12 protein-coding genes and 3 pseudogenes are annotated in these 15072 nt (G+C 68.2%); 6 read left to right on the top strand and 9 right to left on the bottom strand.

The window, feature by feature from the left end; genetic code table 11:
- Window positions 1–467: pyrroline-5-carboxylate reductase dimerization domain-containing protein (locus Q0379_RS09610; protein ID WP_299007621.1), on the top strand; the 467-nt coding region annotated here is incomplete at its 5' end.
- Between the two features lie 6 nt (window positions 468–473).
- On the opposite strand, the pseudogene Q0379_RS09605 reads toward Q0379_RS09610, so the two are convergent.
- A pseudogene (locus Q0379_RS09605) lies at window positions 474–604 on the bottom strand (hypothetical protein); the annotation flags it as partial.
- Between the two features lie 9 nt (window positions 605–613).
- Here Q0379_RS09605 and Q0379_RS09600 point away from each other — a divergent pair.
- Window positions 614–1150: a TetR family transcriptional regulator gene (locus Q0379_RS09600; protein WP_299007619.1), complete on the top strand. Its 537-nt coding sequence runs from the start codon at window positions 614–616 to the stop codon at window positions 1148–1150.
- Window positions 1151–1292: 142 nt separating this feature from the next.
- Here the strand turns inward: Q0379_RS09600 and Q0379_RS09595 are convergent, their stop codons facing one another.
- From Q0379_RS09595 to Q0379_RS09585, 3 genes are read right to left on the bottom strand one after another with little or no spacing between them, the layout of a single operon-like run.
- Window positions 1293–2633, bottom strand: a complete 1341-nt coding sequence (locus tag Q0379_RS09595; RefSeq protein WP_299007617.1) for an ATP-binding protein — start codon at window positions 2631–2633, stop codon at window positions 1293–1295.
- Between the two features lie 7 nt (window positions 2634–2640).
- Complete coding sequence (locus Q0379_RS09590; protein WP_299007615.1) at window positions 2641–3348, bottom strand: response regulator; 708 nt, start codon at window positions 3346–3348, stop codon at window positions 2641–2643.
- A gap of 25 nt (window positions 3349–3373) precedes the next feature.
- Window positions 3374–3880 (bottom strand): MarR family transcriptional regulator, encoded by a 507-nt coding sequence (locus Q0379_RS09585; protein ID WP_099538010.1) that lies wholly within the window; start codon window positions 3878–3880, stop codon window positions 3374–3376.
- 80 nt (window positions 3881–3960) lie between these two features.
- Here Q0379_RS09585 and Q0379_RS09580 point away from each other — a divergent pair, with 80 nt between their 5' ends.
- Window positions 3961–4851, top strand: coding sequence for a branched-chain amino acid aminotransferase (locus Q0379_RS09580; protein WP_299007607.1), 891 nt, complete (start codon window positions 3961–3963; stop codon window positions 4849–4851).
- 349 nt (window positions 4852–5200) lie between these two features.
- A complete protein-coding gene (locus Q0379_RS09575) occupies window positions 5201–6292 on the top strand; it encodes a 3-deoxy-7-phosphoheptulonate synthase (RefSeq protein WP_299007604.1) in 1092 nt (363 codons plus the stop codon).
- 919 nt (window positions 6293–7211) lie between these two features.
- Here Q0379_RS09575 and Q0379_RS09570 read toward each other — a convergent pair.
- Window positions 7212–8300: pseudogene (locus Q0379_RS09570) on the bottom strand (phosphatidylinositol-specific phospholipase C1-like protein); the annotation flags it as partial.
- Window positions 8301–8492: 192 nt separating this feature from the next.
- Here Q0379_RS09570 and Q0379_RS09565 point away from each other — a divergent pair.
- Both Q0379_RS09565 and Q0379_RS09560 read left to right on the top strand, forming a co-directional pair.
- Window positions 8493–11213, top strand: a complete 2721-nt coding sequence (locus Q0379_RS09565) for a TonB-dependent receptor (RefSeq protein ID WP_299007601.1) — start codon at window positions 8493–8495, stop codon at window positions 11211–11213.
- 38 nt (window positions 11214–11251) lie between these two features.
- Window positions 11252–11359, top strand: a pseudogene (locus tag Q0379_RS09560) (hypothetical protein); the annotation flags it as partial.
- Between the two features lie 51 nt (window positions 11360–11410).
- Here the strand turns inward: Q0379_RS09560 and ahpF are convergent.
- From ahpF to Q0379_RS09540, 4 genes are all read right to left on the bottom strand, one after another.
- Window positions 11411–12994 (bottom strand): alkyl hydroperoxide reductase subunit F, encoded by a 1584-nt coding sequence (ahpF, locus tag Q0379_RS09555; protein WP_299007598.1) that lies wholly within the window; start codon window positions 12992–12994, stop codon window positions 11411–11413.
- A gap of 132 nt (window positions 12995–13126) precedes the next feature.
- Entirely contained in the window at window positions 13127–13690 is a 564-nt protein-coding gene (gene ahpC / locus Q0379_RS09550; RefSeq protein WP_299007595.1) for an alkyl hydroperoxide reductase subunit C, read from the bottom strand.
- A gap of 396 nt (window positions 13691–14086) precedes the next feature.
- Window positions 14087–14485 (bottom strand): hypothetical protein, encoded by a 399-nt coding sequence (locus Q0379_RS09545; RefSeq protein ID WP_299007593.1) that lies wholly within the window; start codon window positions 14483–14485, stop codon window positions 14087–14089.
- A gap of 2 nt (window positions 14486–14487) precedes the next feature.
- On the bottom strand, window positions 14488–14859 hold the full coding sequence (locus Q0379_RS09540) for a DUF4870 domain-containing protein (RefSeq protein ID WP_299007589.1): 372 nt from the start codon (window positions 14857–14859) through the stop codon (window positions 14488–14490).
- Window positions 14860–15072 lie beyond the last annotated feature (213 nt).

Below are 15072 nucleotides of genomic sequence, written 5' to 3'. Positions count from 1 at the left end.
GCCGCGTCGCGCGGGTGATGCCGACCACCGCTGTCGCCATAGGTCGCGGCGCGGCCAGCCTCTACGCCAAGGACGCCGAGGCCCTGGCGCGGGCCAAGGCCCTGTTCGAGCCGGTCGCCGCCGTCGCGGTGCTGCCGAACGAAGAGCTGATGCACGCGGCGACCGCCGTCTCGGGCTCGGCCCCCGCCTATCTCTACGCCTTCATCGAGGCCCTGGAGGCCGCCGGCGCGGCGCAAGGCCTGGACCCCGCCGAGAGCGCCCGCCTGGCCCGCGCCACGATCATCGGCGCGGCCGCGCTGATGGAGCAGAGCGGCGAGGAGCCGGCGGAACTCCGCAAGCAGGTCACCTCGCCCGGCGGCACCACGGCCGCGGCGCTGGCGGTGCTGATGGGCGAGGGCGGCTTCGGGGAGCTGATGCCCAAGGCGCTGGCGGCGGCGGTGGCGCGCTCGAAGGAACTGGGGGGCTAGCACTCGCCCCCTCCGCGCTGCGCGCGCCTCCCCCAGAGGGGGAAGAAGGTCGCGCGCGCCTTCTGCCCCCTTTGGGGGCGGACGACCTGCGAAGCAGGTCAGGTGGGGGCTTGCTGAGGCGGCCATCCTGCCCCCATCTCTTCTCCATGACCGACGACATCCTCGACCGCGCCGCCGACGCCGCCCTGGCCCTCGCCGCCGAGCAGCCGTGGCCGACCGTCTCGCTGCGCGACATCGCGGTGAAGGCCGACGTCCCGTTCCCGGACCTCTACGCCAAGGCCAGCAGCCGCCTGGCGGTGCTGGCCCGCGTGTCCGAGCGCTTTGATCGCGCCGCGCTGGCGATCGACTATCCGCAAGGCTCGAACGCCCAGGATCGGCTGTTCGACGCGGTCATGGCGAGGCTCGAGGCGATGGAGCCGCATCGCACGGCGCTACTGAACATCGCCAAGGCGCAGGGGGCGGTGGTCGCCGCGGCGCGCTTCCCGTTGATCGCCCGCGCCCTGCTCGAAGCCGCCGGCGTTCCCGCCACCCCGCCGCGACTGCTGGCCATGGCCGCGGTCTGGGGCCGTGTGCTCCAGATCTGGCGCGAAGACGACGCCGCGCTGAACCGGACCATGGCCGAGCTGGACAAGCGCCTGAAGCAGATGGCTCAGCGGCTGGGGATGATCGGGGCGGGGTTCTAGGGGGGAAGAGTAGATGCTCCCCCGCGATGCGGGGGAGCTGTCGCGGAGCGACTGAGGGGGCGAGCTGGAAATAGGCCGCACTAGCCCCCTCCGGCCCTCTGGGCCACCTCCCCCGCATCGCGGGGGAGGAGCTGCTCCGATTCTACCCCGGCAACCGGATCAGGGCCCTCAGTCCCCCCATCGCCGAGCGCGACAGCAAAAGGTCCCCGCCTAGTCCGCGCGCCATGTCGCGGGCGATGGCGAGGCCCAGGCCCACGCCCTTCTCGTTCTGGTTCCGGCTCTCGTCGAGGCGCGAGAACGGCTTGAAGGCTTCCTCGTAGCGGTCCTCCGGAATGCCGGGACCGTCGTCGTCGACCGCGATCTCGACCCCGCCGGTCTGGCGTGCGGTGGCCGTGACCTTGACCTGGTCGGCGTGGGCGACGCCGTTATCGACCAGGTTGGCGAGGGCTCGGCGGAAGGCCAGCGGTCGCACCCTGGCCTCCAGCCCCGGCGCGATCTCGGTCTCGATCGCCGCCCCGCCGCGCTCGGCGTCGGCGACCACGCCGCCGATCAGTTCGGAGAGATCGACCACCCGCGCGTCCTCGCCGCCCTCGCCGCGGGCGAAGGCCAGGTACTCGTCGATCATGTGCTCCATTTCGGCGAGATCGCCCTTCATCGCCTCCAGCTGTTCGCTGGGCTCGGACATGGCCATTTCCAGCTTCAGCCGGGTCAGCGGCGTGCGCAGGTCGTGGCTGACGCTGGCCAGCAGGGCCGTGCGCTGCTCGATATGGCGGACGATGCGGGCCTTCATGGACAGGAAGGCCCGGGCGGCCTTGCGCACCTCGCGCGCGCCGTGCGGCTTGAAGTCGTGCTCCTCGCCCCGGCCGAAGGCGTCGGCGGCGTCGGCCAGGCGCTCGATGGCCCGCACCTGGTTGCGGATGAACAGGATGGCGATCGCCGTCAGCAGCATGGTCGCCACCACCATCCACAGGATGAAGATGTGGCCTTGCGTGGCGTAGGCCCGGTCGCGCAGGGCGTAGATCTGCAGGACGCCGTCCTTCACCTGCACGCGGATGTCGATATAGGCCGTGTAGCGGGTGGTATCGAACCAGAACGGGTTGTCGAGCCGGTCGTCCAGGGCCTGCTGCAGCGAGCGGTCCAGGGCCGCGAACAGCGACGGCCGGCGGCTGGTCGGCAGCTTGCGGCCCTTCTGGAAGGCGATCGACAGGGACATCGAGTCCTCGGCCCGCTTGGCCAGTTTCTCGACGGCGGCGGGGCTGGGGTCGTCCTCGTAGGACTGCACGGCCCAGGCGATGTCGCCCGCCAGGCCCTCGGACAGCTTGCTGGTCACCGACTGCCAGTGCGCGTCGAAGAACGCCCAGGTCACGGCGATCTGCATCACCGCCACCGGCAGGATGATGATCAGCAGACTGCGTCCGAACAGCGAGGTTGGCAGCAGGCGCTTGAGGAAGGGCGGCAGGTTAAGGCGGGTGGAGAGGGGCACCGCGGGATCAATCCGGCGCCAGCCGGTACCCGATCCCGCGCACCGTCTGCAGATAGCGCGGGTTCTTCGGGTCCGGCTCGATCTTGCGGCGCAGGCGAGTGACCTGGACGTCGACGGCGCGGCCGGTGGCGTCGGCGGTGTCGCGGGCCAGCTCCAGGCGGTCGACCGGCTCGTGGGCCGAGCGCGCGAGGCGGCGCATCAGCGTGACCTCGGCTTCGGTCAGGCGGATCACCTCGCCATCGCAGGTGAGTTCGCCGCGCTCGGGCTCGAACGTGCAGCGGCCCAGGCTGAGGGCGGCGGTGCGGGTCCCGACCGGGCGCGCGGACGAACGGCGCAGGATCGCCTCGATGCGCAGCAGGAGCTCCTGCGGCTCGAACGGCTTGCCCAGATAGTCGTCGACGCCGTTCGAGAGACCCTCGATCCGGTCGGCGGTCTGGTCGCGGGCGGTCAGCATCAGGATCGGCGTGCGGCCGGCCTCGCCGCCCTTGGCGCGGAGCCGCTTGGTGAAGGCCATGCCGTCCTCGCCCGGCATCATCACGTCCAGCACCATCAGGTCGAAATCCAGCGACTCGAACAGCTTGTCGGCCCCCGCCGCGTTCGAGGCGGCGGTCACGCGGAAGCCCGCGCGGCCGAGGAATTCCTTGATCAGCTTGCGCAGGCGGTCGTCGTCGTCGACGACCAGCAGGTGGCGCTCTCGGCGCTCGTCCGGAGTCATGCCGCTTTCCTCACGCGTTCTGGCCTCACACGTTCTGGCGCCGCGGCGCGCCGACGCCCTGGCGGGGGCCGGCCAGGGCCGCCAGGATGCGCCTCGCGCCGGCCACGCCGTCCAGGCCGCCCGTGCGATAGGCGCGGGCCAAAAGCGCTCGCAGGCGCTCGGCCGTTCGCTGTTCGAAGGCCACGCCGTCGGGGGTCAGGGTCGCGGGACGGCGGCGACCGTCCAGCTCGCCGGAACCGCGCTCGACAAGGCCCGCCTTTTGGAGGTCGGCCAGGGTGCGGCTGGCGGCCTGCTTGGAGAGGCTGGTGAGCTTGGAGAGGTCCTGCACCCCGATCCCCGGCCGGCGCCGTAGCAGGAAGGCCGCGCGCCAATGCGAACGGCCCAGCCCCACGCTCTCGCTTTCCAGCGCCGCGTCCACGGCGGCCCACAGCGAGGCCTCGGCCAGCAGGATCAGTTCCAGCCCGCCGTCCAGTTCCTCCTCGCGGAGGATCAGACGGGGATCGTCCGAACCGGGCTGCAACGGGGCTATCATCGCGCGGAGTCCATTTTATTTGACGCGCCCATCCACCGGGCGTCTAAGGGCCGAGTTTTTCATAAGGAGGTCTTGGGCCGATGTCTCTGGTTCCCTTCGACGATCGTGATGGTTGGATCTGGCTGGACGGCCAGTTCGTGCCCTGGCGCGAAGCGAAGGTGCACGTCCTGACCCACGGCCTGCACTACGCCTCGTCCGTCTTCGAGGGCGAGCGGATGTTCGGCGGCGAGATTTTCAAGCTGACCGAGCATACCGAGCGCCTCTTCAAGTCGGCCGAGATCCTCGACTTCAAGATCCCCTACACGGTGGCCGAGATCGACGAGGCCTGCAAGGCGACGGCGGCGAAGAATGGCCTTAAGGACTGCTACGTGCGTCCGATCGCCTGGCGCGGCAGCGAGATGATCGGCGTCTCGGCGCAGCAGACCAAGATCCACGTCGCGATCGCCGTCTGGGAATGGCCCAGCTATTTCGACCCGGCGACCAAGGCCAAGGGCATCCGCCTGACCTGGGCCAAGTACCAGCGTCCGGACCCCAGGACCGCCCCGACCGCCGCCAAGGCCGCCGGCCTCTACATGATCTGCACCATCTCCAAGCACGCCGCCGAGAAGGATGGCTACGCCGACGCGATGATGCTGGACTATCGCGGCTATGTGGCCGAGGCGACCGGCGCCAACGTCTTCTTCGTCAAGGACGGCGTGCTGCACACGCCCAAGCCCGACTGCTTCCTGGACGGCATCACCCGTCGCACGGTGATCCAGATCGCCAAGGACAAGGGGATCGAGGTCGTCGAGCGCCACATCCAGAAGGAAGAGCTCGCGGGCTTCACCGAGTGCTTCATCGTCGGCACCGCCGCCGAGGTGACCCCGGTCTCGGAAGTGGGCGAGTTCCGCTTCACGCCCGGCAAGCTTTCGCTGGACCTGATGGACACCTACGCCGCCCTGGTGCGCGGCCAGGCGATGGCCGAGGCTTAAGGTAAGGACCCTTCTCCCCTTGCGGGAGAAGGTGTCAGCGGAGCTGACGGATGAGGGGTTTCTCGGCGTGCGCCCGCGCGACCCCTCACCCGGCCCTCCGGGCCACCCTCTCCCGCAAGGGGAGAGGGAGTCGACAGCTGGAAAACTTGTCGCTACGCTAACAACGATGACCCTCGCCGCCAGCCACACGCTGTTTTGGTATTTTAGCTATCCGACGCCTCTGGCGCCGGGAGGGTTTCGTTCGGCCTGAGATCAGGGCCATCCAAGAACACCTTCACCAGCCGCCAGGGGATCCCCGGGCGGCTTTTTTGATGGCCGCCGGACCTTCCCAGACATTCCGGAGCCATCCATGCCGACTTCCGCCGCCCATATCGTCTCGCTGCCGGTCCCGACCGACGACCTGCGGATCGAGAAACTCCAGACCCTCAGTCCGCCCGCCCAGGTGATCGGCGAGGCGCCCGCCACGTCGTCGGTGGCCGAAGTCGTCGGCGCGGGCCGCCGCGCGGTGCACGAGATCCTGCAAGGCCGCGATGATCGTCTGGTCGTGGTGATCGGGCCGTGCTCGATCCACGATCCCAAGGCCGCCCTGGAGTACGCCCAGCGCCTGGCCGTCGAACGCGAGCGCCACGCTGGCGAGCTCGAGGTGATCATGCGGGTCTATTTCGAAAAGCCGCGCACCACGGTCGGCTGGAAGGGCCTGATCAACGACCCGGACCTGGATGGCGGCTTCCGCATCAACGAGGGCCTGCGCCTGGCGCGCCGCGTGCTGCTGGACGTCAGCGCCCAGGGCCTGCCGGCCGCCTGCGAGTTCCTGGACGTAACCACGCCGCAGTACATCGCCGACCTGGTGGCCTGGGGCGCGATCGGGGCCCGCACCACCGAAAGCCAGATCCACCGCGAGATGGCCTCGGGCCTGTCGTGCCCGGTCGGTTTCAAGAACGGCACCAACGGCGACGTGAAGGTGGCGGTCGACGCGGTGATGGCCGCCAGCCATCCGCATCACTTCCTGGCCGTGACCAAGGAGGGCCGCGCCGCCATCGCCACGACGAAGGGCAACGCCGACTGCCACCTGGTGCTGCGCGGCGGCAAGACGCCCAACTATGACGCCGCCAGCGTGGCCGCCGCCGCCGAGGTTCTGCGCAAGGCCGGCCTGCCCGAGCGGATCATGGTCGACGTCAGCCACGCCAACAGCGGCAAGAAGCACGAGAACCAGCCGGCCGTGGTCGCCGACGTCTGCGCCCAGCTCGCCACGGGCGCCTCGCCGATCATGGGCGTGATGATAGAGAGCCATCTCGTCGCCGGCCGCCAGGACATCGTCCCCGGCCAGCCGCTGACCTACGGCCAGTCCGTCACCGACGCCTGCGTTGATTGGGAGACGTCGGTGCGCATGCTCGACGATCTGGCGGCGGCGGTGAAGGCCGGCCGCGCGGCGCGGGGGTAGGTCAGGAGCGGGAGAGGGGCAAAGGGCTCGCAATGAGCCAAACTCCGCCTTCCTAGGCCTTGTGCCTAGGACCCATGGCGGCGCCAGGCGAGGCCCTTCCCCGTCACACACCGCCACCGTTGGCGCGCACCAAGCGAGGGCGGCGATTTCGGAACGCTGGGTCCTAGGTACAAGGCCTAGGAAGGCAGGTGGTTTGATGGCGATGCTGGCGACTCTTGCCCTATTTGGCCTGGCCCGCCATCACCGCCGCGACCTCGGCCCGCGCCATGGCGATGTCGCGCAGGAAGGTCTCGGAGCGGTGCTGGGCGGCGTAGATCACCTCGCCCGACTGCAGGCCCGCCTCGGTGGCGCTGAGGGTGTGGCTGCCGCAGATCCAGCGGCTGTCGGCGTAGTCGCGGCCGCGGGCGTAGAGGACGTCGGCGCGCGAGGGGACGACCTCGGCCAGGATCATGGCGACATGGCCGCCGAAGGCCGAGTGGCCGGACGGATAGTCGGGATTGGCGGTCAGATCGGGGCGCTTGGGCTCGCAGACCGGCGCTGAGTCCTTGCCAATATAGGGGCGCTTGGTCCCCCAGAAATGCTTGGCGACGCTGACGGGCGAGCGGTCGTCGCCGGCGCGCTCCAGCAGCGCCGACAGGATCGGGGCGTTCTGGGCGGTAAGCTTCACGCCCAGGGCCTTCTCGAAATGGCCGAAGGCCGGACCGCTGACGTCGGCCGTCGCCTCGGCCCAGCGCGCCGGATCCCTGTCCTTGATCGCGCGGCTCTGGTCGAAGATGGCGGCGTCGGCGATCGCGCGGGGTGAACCCGGCTGAGGCGGCGGGGCGAGGATCTTGGTCAGGTCCGGGCGGGCCTCGGGGGCCAGGTAGCCGCGTTCGGGCGTTCCCGGGATGGCCTCGATCGGAAGATTGTCGCAGGCCTTGGGCTGGCGGACCGGATTGCAGATCGCCACGTCGCCGCCGGTCAGTCGCACGGTGTAGCCGCCCGGGAAACGCGGGTCCGGCCACATGTAGTCGGTCGAGACGTACTGGGCGCCGCTGGTGAAGGCGGCGGTGCGGCGGTTGACGTCGTTGCGACGAGCTTCCCAGGTGTCGGCGTCGGCGCGGGTGCGGACGATGAAGCCGGCCTTCACGGCGGCGGCGATGCGGTCCTTCTGGGCGATCGGATCGTTCAGCGTCAGATAGGCTGCGGCCGGCGAGGCCTCGTCGGTGTTGACGAACATCGCCCGGCCTTCCAGCGAGGCGCGCTTGCCGCGATAGATCGCGACCTTCTTGGGCCCCTCGTCGAGCGCGAAGAAGACCTTGCCGCGCGCCTGGCCGATCTTGGGCCAGCCGCCCGCCAGCACGGCCTCCCGCAGCGTCTTGGCCTTGCCCTGGACCTGGTCCGGCGTGATTAGGCGGTCGGCGCCGAACACCGAGCGGATCTCGGCGTCGAAGGCGTCGAACAGGGGCTCCGTGAACTCCAGCGGCTTGACGCCGCCCGGCACCGTGGCCTCGCCTTCCTTGGCGTTGATCATGATCAGGATCGGCGCGTGGTCGCGGTGGGCGTCCGACCAGGCGCGGATCTCCTGCAGGCACGAGACGAAGGTCACGCACGAGACGCGGAAGTCCACGTCGGTCATGTGCATGGTCTTGAAGCCCGGCTTGGCCAGGGCCGCGGCCATCTCGGGCGGCAGGGCGGTTCCTTGGCCGAACACCGTCAGCGGCTTGGCGTAGCGGCCGCCGTCGGGGTCGGCGACGACGTCCAGTTCGATCTGGCGGGCGCCGGCGTCCAGCTGCTCGGCCAGACGGCGATGGCCGTAGTCGACGCCGAGGGCCGCCTGGCCGCGCGCGGCGACCATGGCCGCCATCTCGTCGGCCGGAATGAGCTGCTTGTAGGAATTGTGCGTGCCGACGGCCATCAGGTCGTTCATCGGCAGGGCGTCCATCCGTTGGCGGATGCAAGGCGCGCTCTCGTCCGAGGCGGGGCAGGGGGCGACGACGACCGCCAGGGCGGCGAGCAGGGGAAGCATGGGCGAACTCCAGAGCAGAGCGTCGCCATATCGCTAGCACATGACGGTTTGACGTCGCCGGGGACGGCGTTCGTCATCAAGCTTTTAAAAAACCGAGACGCGGGCGTCATGCGGACCGCCTAACGCCCGCCCAACCGTCGGCGCCCAAATTGTGGCGGCCCTCCCCCGGCGGACAAGTTTGGGGATCTTACAATGTCTCGCACCAAGATCGCGCTCCTGGCGGGCGCGGCTCAGCTCGTTATGGCTGCGTTCGCGCCGGCCGCCTTCGCCCGGGTCGCAGACCCCGCGCCCGCCGCCGAGCCGGCGGATTCCGTCGACGCCGTCGTGGTCACCGGTTTCCGCAAGTCGCTGGGCGCCGCCCGCGAGGCCAAGCGTTCCGCCGCCATCGTCACCGACGTGATCGTGGCCGAGGACATGGCCAAGTTCCCCGACCTCAACCTCGCCGAGTCGCTGCAGCGCCTGCCGGGCGTGGCGATCAACCGCGAAGGCGGCGAAGGCCGTCGTGTCAGCCTGCGGGGCCTGGGTCCCGACTTCACCCGCGTCCAGCTGAACGGCATGGAAGTGCTGGGCAATGTCGACTCGCCGATGGACAGCCGGGGCCAGACCTCGCGCGACCGCGCGTTCGACTTCAACATCTTCGCCTCGGACCTGTTCTCGAAGGTCGACGTGCGCAAGTCGTTCTCGGCCGAGCAGGACGAGGGCGGCATGGCCGGCACGGTCGGCCTCTACACCGCCAAGCCGTTCGACTATTCCGGGACCAAGGCGGCCCTGTCGCTGCAGGGCGGCACCAACAGCGCCACCAAGGACTTCCAGCCGCGCGGCGCGGCGATGATCAGCAAGAACTGGGACGACAAGTTCGGCGCCCTGGTCTCGGTGGCCTACTCCAAGCGCAAGACCGAGGAACAGGGCTACAACACCTATGGCGCCGGCACCCAGAAGGCCAACGCCGCTAACGTGGTCAAGCTTAGCCCGAGCGACGCGGCCAAGGCCATGAACGGCGAGCTGGTCTTCCAGCGCGGCAACCGCCTGTCGGTCTGGGACTCCAACCAGGAGCGCCTGGGCCTGACCGCCGCCCTGCAATGGCGTCCGGTCGAGAACGTCACCCTGACCCTCGACGCCCTGCACGGCAAGTTCACCAACGACCGCTCCGAACTGCACCTGGCGACCCGCGCCAGCGTCGGCTCGACCATCCTGGGCGCGGCCACCCCGCACTCGGGCGCCCTGGTCAGCCCGCCGCCGGTGCTGAACGCGATCGAGTACGACAAGTACAATTCGGTGGTCTACGCCGACGTCGACAACACCGTCTTCGCCACCGAGACGCGTCGTCAGGAAACCAAGAACACCTTCGACCAGCTGGTCCTGACCGGCGAATGGAAGCTGACCGACAAGCTGACGGTCGACGGCCACATCGGCCGCGAAAAGTCCGACTACGACATTCCGATCTCGGACAAGTTCTACACCGAGGCGTTCGGCGGCCTGATCACCGACTATCGCGGCGACACCGGCCACAACACCTACAAGTGGAACACCACCGACCCGAACAACTACCGGGCCCACGAGATCGACTTCTCGGCCACCTACCAAACCACCGAGCTGAAGAACGCCGAGCTGAACGGCGCCTACGCCTTCAACGACGACTTCGTCCTGAAGGGCGGCGTGTCGTATCGCGGCTTCGAGAACTCGGGCTTCACCCAGGCCAATGACGACGTGAACAAGACGGCCTGGGAAAAGGGCACGCTCGACGACCGTCTCGACGGCGTCACCAAGGTGTTCAGCCAGCACCACGACCAGTCGTGGATCATCGTCGATTGGGACAAGGCGCTGTCGAAGTGGGGCGTGACCCGCACGCTGCTGGCGCCCAAGGGCATCTACGCGGTCAAGGAAGACACCAACGCCGGCTATCTGCAGCTGGACTGGAAGACCGAGTTCCTTGGGCGTCCGCTGCGCGGCAACACCGGCCTGCGCGCCTATGAGACCGAGCTGACGTCCACTGGCGTCATGTCGGTCAAGGGCGTCAACACCCCGACCGAGGCCAAGAAGAAGTATTCGGGCGTCCTGCCGGCCCTGAACGCGGTGCTGGAGGTCTCCGACCAGTTCCAAATCCGCATGGCCGCCGCCAAGAACATCAACCGCCCGGCCCTGGGCGCCTACGCCATGAACGGCTCGATCAGCGTCGACGGCTCAACCGTCACCGTCTCGACCGGCAATCCGAACCTGGATCCCTACAAGTCGGACGAGTTCGACCTGTCGGCCGAGTGGTACTTCGGCGGCGTCGGCATGCTGACCGCCGGCGTGTTCCACAAGAACATCGACGGCCTGGTCTCCAGCCAGACGACGACCAACGTCACCTACGCCAGCACCGGCCTGGCCGAAGGCCTGTATCCGGGCGTCACCGGCTCGACGATCGTCGCCCAGTACACCCGCCAGGTGAACAACACCTCGGCCAAGCTGACGGGCCTGGAGCTGTCGGCCCAGAGCGACTTCTTCTTCCTGCCGGGCGCGCTGAAGCACATGGGCGCGGTCGCCAACCTGACCCTGATCGACTCGTCGACGACCAACCTGGTCAACGGCAAGCCGCAGAAGACCGACATCTTCGGCCTGTCGGACGTCAACGCCAACGCCACGCTGTACTACGAGACCGCCAAGTGGGGCGGCCGCGTGTCGGCCAACTACCGCTCGGACTATCTGATCGACAGCGGCGCCTTCAACGCCACGACCTATGTCGACGCGGCGGCCTTCTACCAGGTCACCCCGCGCATCCGCCTGTCGCTGGACGCGATCAACCTGACCAACGAGCGCGAGGAGCAGGTCAACAGCTTCAACAATGGCTTCGGCCAGACCGGCGCCAAGCGGCTGTGGAACTTCACCACCAGCGGCCGCACGGTGTTCGTGGGGGCGAATATCCAGTTCTAGGAACTGGGTTCTAGACACGACGAAGCCGCCCGGGAGCGATCCCGGGCGGCTTTTGTTTGCTCAAATACGCATGTCATCCCGACCGTAGCGAAGCGGAGAGCCGGGACCCAGGGGCAACCGCAGCGCGCCGGCCCCTGGGTCCCGGATAGCCTCTTCGAGGTTTCCGGGATGACACGGGTTTGGGCTTTGATCCCTCCCTAAGCCGCGACCTGCGAGGCCTCCGCCGGCAGGCGGATCAGGTAGTCGAAGGCGCTGAGCGAGGCCTTGGCGCCCTCGCCCATGGCGATGATGATCTGCTTGTACGGCGTCGTGGTCGCGTCGCCGGCGGCGAACACGCCCGGGACCGAGGTCTCGCCGCGATAGTCCACCTCGATCTCGCCGCGCGGGGTCAGGGCCACGCCGGAGTCCTTCAGCCACTCGGTGTTGGGCACCAGGCCGATCTGCACGAACACGCCTTCCAGGTCGACGCGGTGGGTCGCGTCGCCGTTGCGGTCCTTGTAGGTCAGGCCGTTCACCTTCGCGCCGTCGCCGTGGATCTCGGTCGTCATGGCCGAGGTGACGATCTTGACGTTCGGCAGGCTGGCGAGCTTGCGCTGGAGCACCGCGTCGGCGCGCAGTTGACTGTCGAATTCGATCAGCGTCACGTGGGCGACGATGCCGGCCAGGTCGATGGCCGCCTCGACGCCGCTGTTGCCGCCGCCGATCACCGCCACGCGCTTGCCCTTGAACAGCGGGCCGTCGCAGTGCGGGCAGTAGGCCACGCCCTTGTTCTTGTACTCGGCCTCGCCGGGCACGTTGACGTTCCGCCAGCGGGCGCCGGTCGACAGGATCACGCTCTTGGACTTGAGGCTCGCGCCGTTCTCGAGCTTAACCTCGATCAGGCCGCCCGGGGTCTTGGCCGGAACCAGGCCCACGGCCTTCTGCAGGTTCATCACGTCGACCTCGTAGTCCTTGACGTGCTGCTCCAGCGCCGAGGCCAGCTTGGGGCCTTCGGTGTGCGGGACCGAGATGAAGTTCTCGATGGCCATGGTGTCCAGCACCTGGCCGCCGAACCGCTCGGCCGCGATCCCGGTGCGGATGCCCTTGCGGGCGGCGTAGATGGCCGCGGCCGCGCCGGCGGGGCCGCCGCCGATCACCAGCACCTCGAAGGCGTCCTTGGCCTTGATCTTCTCGGCCATGCGATCGGCCGCGCCGGTGTCCAGCTTGGCCAGGATCTGCTCGACGTCCATGCGGCCCTGGCCGAACGGCTGGCCGTTCAGCAGGATGGTCGGGACGGCCATCACCTGGCGTTCCTCGACCTCGGCCTTGAAGAAGGCGCCGTCGATGGCGACGTGATGGATGCGCGGGTTGAGGGCGCTCATCGTGTTCAGAGCCTGCACCACGTCGGGGCAGTTCTGGCACGACTGCGAGAAATAGGTTTCGAAGCGGTAGTCGCCGTCCAGCGCCTTGATCCGCTCGATCACCTCGGCGTCGAGGCGCGGCGGGTGACCGCCGACGTGCAGCAAAGCCAGCACCAGCGAGGTGAACTCGTGGCCCAGCGGCAGGCCGGCGAAGCACACATCGGCGTCGTCCGAGGCGCGCGTAATGGCGAATGACGGCTTGCGTTCGTTGTCGCCGCCCAGGTTCAGGGTGACCTTGTCCGAGGTGGCGACGATGTCTTCCAGCAGGGCCTTCATCTCGGCCGAGCCGGCGGAGTCGTCCAGCGAGGCGACCAGTTCGATCGGCTGGCGCAGGTTCTGCAGATAGGTGGTCAGCTGGGTCTTCAGACCGGCGTCCAGCATAATGGGCTCCCTGGTGGGGTTGGGGAGTGAAAAGGGCGTTCGATTGTCGGGGAGAACGATCGAACGCGGCGTACGATCGAGAAAGATGCGCCGCCGCCCGCTGGGGACGAACGGCGGCGCGGTATTCAGGTCTTAGATCTTGCCGACGAGGTCGAGCGAGGGGGCCAGGGTCTTCTCACCCTCTTCCCACTTGGCCGGGCAGACTTCGCCCGGGTGCGAGGCCACGTACTGGGCGGCCTTGACCTTGCGCAGCAGTTCGGCGGCGTTGCGGCCGATGCCTTCGGCGGTGACTTCCATGAACTGGATCACGCCTTGCGGGTCGACCAGGAAGGTGCCGCGGTCGGCCAGGCCGATGCCCGGACGCATGATGTCGAAGTTGTTGGTCACCAGGCCCGACGGGTCGCCGATCATGGTGTACTTGATCTTGCCGATGGCCGGCGAGCTGTCGTGCCAGGCCTTGTGCGAGAAGTGGGTGTCGGTCGAGACCGAGTAGATCTCAACGCCCAGCTTCTGGAACGTGTCGTAGTTGTCGGCCAGGTCTTCCAGCTCGGTCGGGCAGACGAAGGTGAAGTCGGCCGGATAGAAGAAGAAGATCGACCACTTGCCCTTCACGTCGGCATCGCTGACCGTGACGAACTTGCCGTCCTTGAAGGCCTGGGCGGTGAAGGGTTTGATCTCGGTGTTGATCAGCGACATGGGGCGCTCCGTTGAAAGGATGCGCTGTCTTTAAGGCTCGGCTAGCGATCGAGCAAATTGATAAATCTTCTGGACGGAATAGAGCTGGTCTATGAGGGCTGGCGGCGGCGAAGATTTCTTCGCCGCCGCGCCGACGGACATGCCGTGTGCGGACGGTCTGTGACGGGAAGGGCGGTCCGTCCCCTCGGCGAGCAGGCTCGCCGCCGCCTTTCCCGATGTCGCGCGGATCACCCCAGATGATCCAACCGTCCGCCGACTCCGCGCCTCCCCAGACGCGGCGTCCGCCCGGGGCGCAAGTGACTGAAGCAGCGGAGCTGGTCGAGGGGCGAAGGCCCGTCTGACCGCTCCGTGAAGGTCTGTGACCTTCGGGCGGGCGCCAGACGGGCGGGGACGCCTCTAAATCAGCCAGCTCAGCGGGCGCGGATAGGCTTCGCCGCGCGACAGGTAGTAGATGCCGGCGATGCAGCGGGCGATGAACCACAGGCTGATCCCGCCCATGACCAGGCCGCCGAAGATCAGCATCGGGATGCCGATCAGCACCAGGCTCAGCGGCAGGCCGATCAGGAAGATCGCCAGGCCCAGCAGGAAGCCCGCGATCGACAGCCAGAAGCTGCGGATGGCGAAGGTGAAGTGGCTCTCGTTCACGGGGCCGGCGCTGTCGCGGCTGACATAGGCCACGATCAGGCCGACGATGAAGGTCAGGCCGTTGGTGAAGCCCAGCAGGTACAGGCCGTAGACCACGGCCGGCAGCAGCTTGTCCTCTTCGGGGCGTTCGGTGACGAAGGTGTCGGTCATGATCAAAGCATCCAGCTCTTGGGCGTGGGATAGGGTTGGTTCTTCAACAGATTGGACAGGCCGATGATCCCGCGGACGATGACCCACAGGCCGACCGCGACCATCAGCACGACGCCGACGCCGATCACGGTCAGCAGGCCCGAGATCACGGCGAACAGCACGGCCAGCCAGAAGGTCCGGATTTGGAACTCGTAGTGGCTGGCCAGCCACTCGGGCGCGTCCTTGCGGCTGACATAGGCCAGGATCGCGGCGACGGCGCAGGTGAGGCCGCCGGTCGGCGGGCCCGCGATCAGCAGGGCGTAGCCGATGCCGGGCAGCATCTTGTCGTCCTGCAGCCGAGGCGGGACGGCGGGGTCTAAGGTGGGGTCTGACACGGTTTTGAGCCTAGGGAATATCGTCGTTGGCTCAACGATCGCGCCGTCGGGGGCGGGATGCAAATGAAGGTGGCGTCATGACGCATTTGTCACCTGGCCGGTGATGGTTAGCCCAACCAACCCCCACCGCCTTCCTGGGCCTTGTGCCCAGGACCCAGGGTTCCGCCGCAACGCGCTGGACCAGCGACCTCGGTCTTTCCGCTTAGCCTTAAG

Origin of the sequence: uncultured Caulobacter sp., from assembly GCF_937900395.1 — a bacterium.
Classification (GTDB): Bacteria; Pseudomonadota; Alphaproteobacteria; order Caulobacterales; family Caulobacteraceae; genus Caulobacter.
This window is presented reverse-complemented; position numbering and strand designations above follow the sequence as displayed.

What these genes read in the sequence shown, in the direction of transcription:
- Q0379_RS09600 (WP_299007619.1), top strand. Translation starts at nt 614, where the DNA reads ATGACCGACGACATCCTCGACCGCGCCGCCGACGCCGCCCTGGCCCTC.
- Q0379_RS09590 (WP_299007615.1), bottom strand. Translation starts at nt 3,348, where the DNA reads ATGACTCCGGACGAGCGCCGAGAGCGCCACCTGCTGGTCGTCGACGAC.
- Q0379_RS09585 (WP_099538010.1), bottom strand. Translation starts at nt 3,880, where the DNA reads ATGATAGCCCCGTTGCAGCCCGGTTCGGACGATCCCCGTCTGATCCTC.
- Q0379_RS09580 (WP_299007607.1), top strand. Translation starts at nt 3,961, where the DNA reads ATGTCTCTGGTTCCCTTCGACGATCGTGATGGTTGGATCTGGCTGGAC.
- Q0379_RS09575 (WP_299007604.1), top strand. Translation starts at nt 5,201, where the DNA reads ATGCCGACTTCCGCCGCCCATATCGTCTCGCTGCCGGTCCCGACCGAC.
- Q0379_RS09565 (WP_299007601.1), top strand. Translation starts at nt 8,493, where the DNA reads ATGTCTCGCACCAAGATCGCGCTCCTGGCGGGCGCGGCTCAGCTCGTT.
- ahpF (WP_299007598.1), bottom strand. Translation starts at nt 12,994, where the DNA reads ATGCTGGACGCCGGTCTGAAGACCCAGCTGACCACCTATCTGCAGAAC.
- ahpC (WP_299007595.1), bottom strand. Translation starts at nt 13,690, where the DNA reads ATGTCGCTGATCAACACCGAGATCAAACCCTTCACCGCCCAGGCCTTC.
- Q0379_RS09545 (WP_299007593.1), bottom strand. Translation starts at nt 14,485, where the DNA reads ATGACCGACACCTTCGTCACCGAACGCCCCGAAGAGGACAAGCTGCTG.